We start from the raw sequence: 642 nt of genomic DNA on the forward strand, positions 1-642 counted from the left end.
CAGGTACTGCGCGTTCTCGCTCTCGCGCGGATGGCGCGACAGCGACAGCAGATGCCCCGTGCTCACGCCCTGCGCGTTGGTCGTGCCGTCGTAGGTCTGGTACTGCGTCTGCAGCTCGTCCAGGCGATCCTCGACGTACTGCGAGCCATCGCCCGTCTGGATGTAGCCGCCCGGGTAATCGAAGATCTCGCCGTCGGACAGGTCGTAGTTGCGCGCCACGCTCTGATTCGTTTCCAGCGACGTCGACGGCCGCTGGAAGTCGTAATCCGTGATCACGACCTTGCCCGGCTTCACGCACTCCGCGCTGCCCCAGGCCTGCACGTACTCCAGCGCCGGCGTGGCCTGCGCGCCCGAGCCGTAGAACGGCAGCGACTCGCAGCCCGGCTTGGCGTCATGTCCGCTGGCCGAGTCGCACAGCACCACCTTGTGGCCGGTCTCGTCGTGCTCCACGTACCAGTAGATGCCTTCGTGCTCCAGCAGCCGCGCCACGAAGTTGAAGTCGGTCTCACGGTACTGGACGCAGTAGTTCCAGGTCCGGTACGGACGCAGCAGCTTGAACTCGTAGCGCGCGACCGGGTGGTCCTCGAAGACCTGCTTGACGATGTCGGGGACCGACAGCTCCTGGAAGATCCGGCAGTCCGA

General features: G+C 65.7%; 1 protein-coding gene. It reads right to left on the minus strand.

Going from position 1 to position 642, the window contains the following annotated elements; translation table 11 throughout:
• Nucleotides 1-642 (minus strand): type VI secretion system Vgr family protein (locus PV762_RS27795; RefSeq protein ID WP_421038232.1); only part of this gene is annotated, 642 nt, incomplete at both ends.

This window comes from Mitsuaria sp. CC2 (assembly GCF_048957715.1).
Lineage (GTDB): Bacteria > Pseudomonadota > Gammaproteobacteria > Burkholderiales > Burkholderiaceae_C > Roseateles.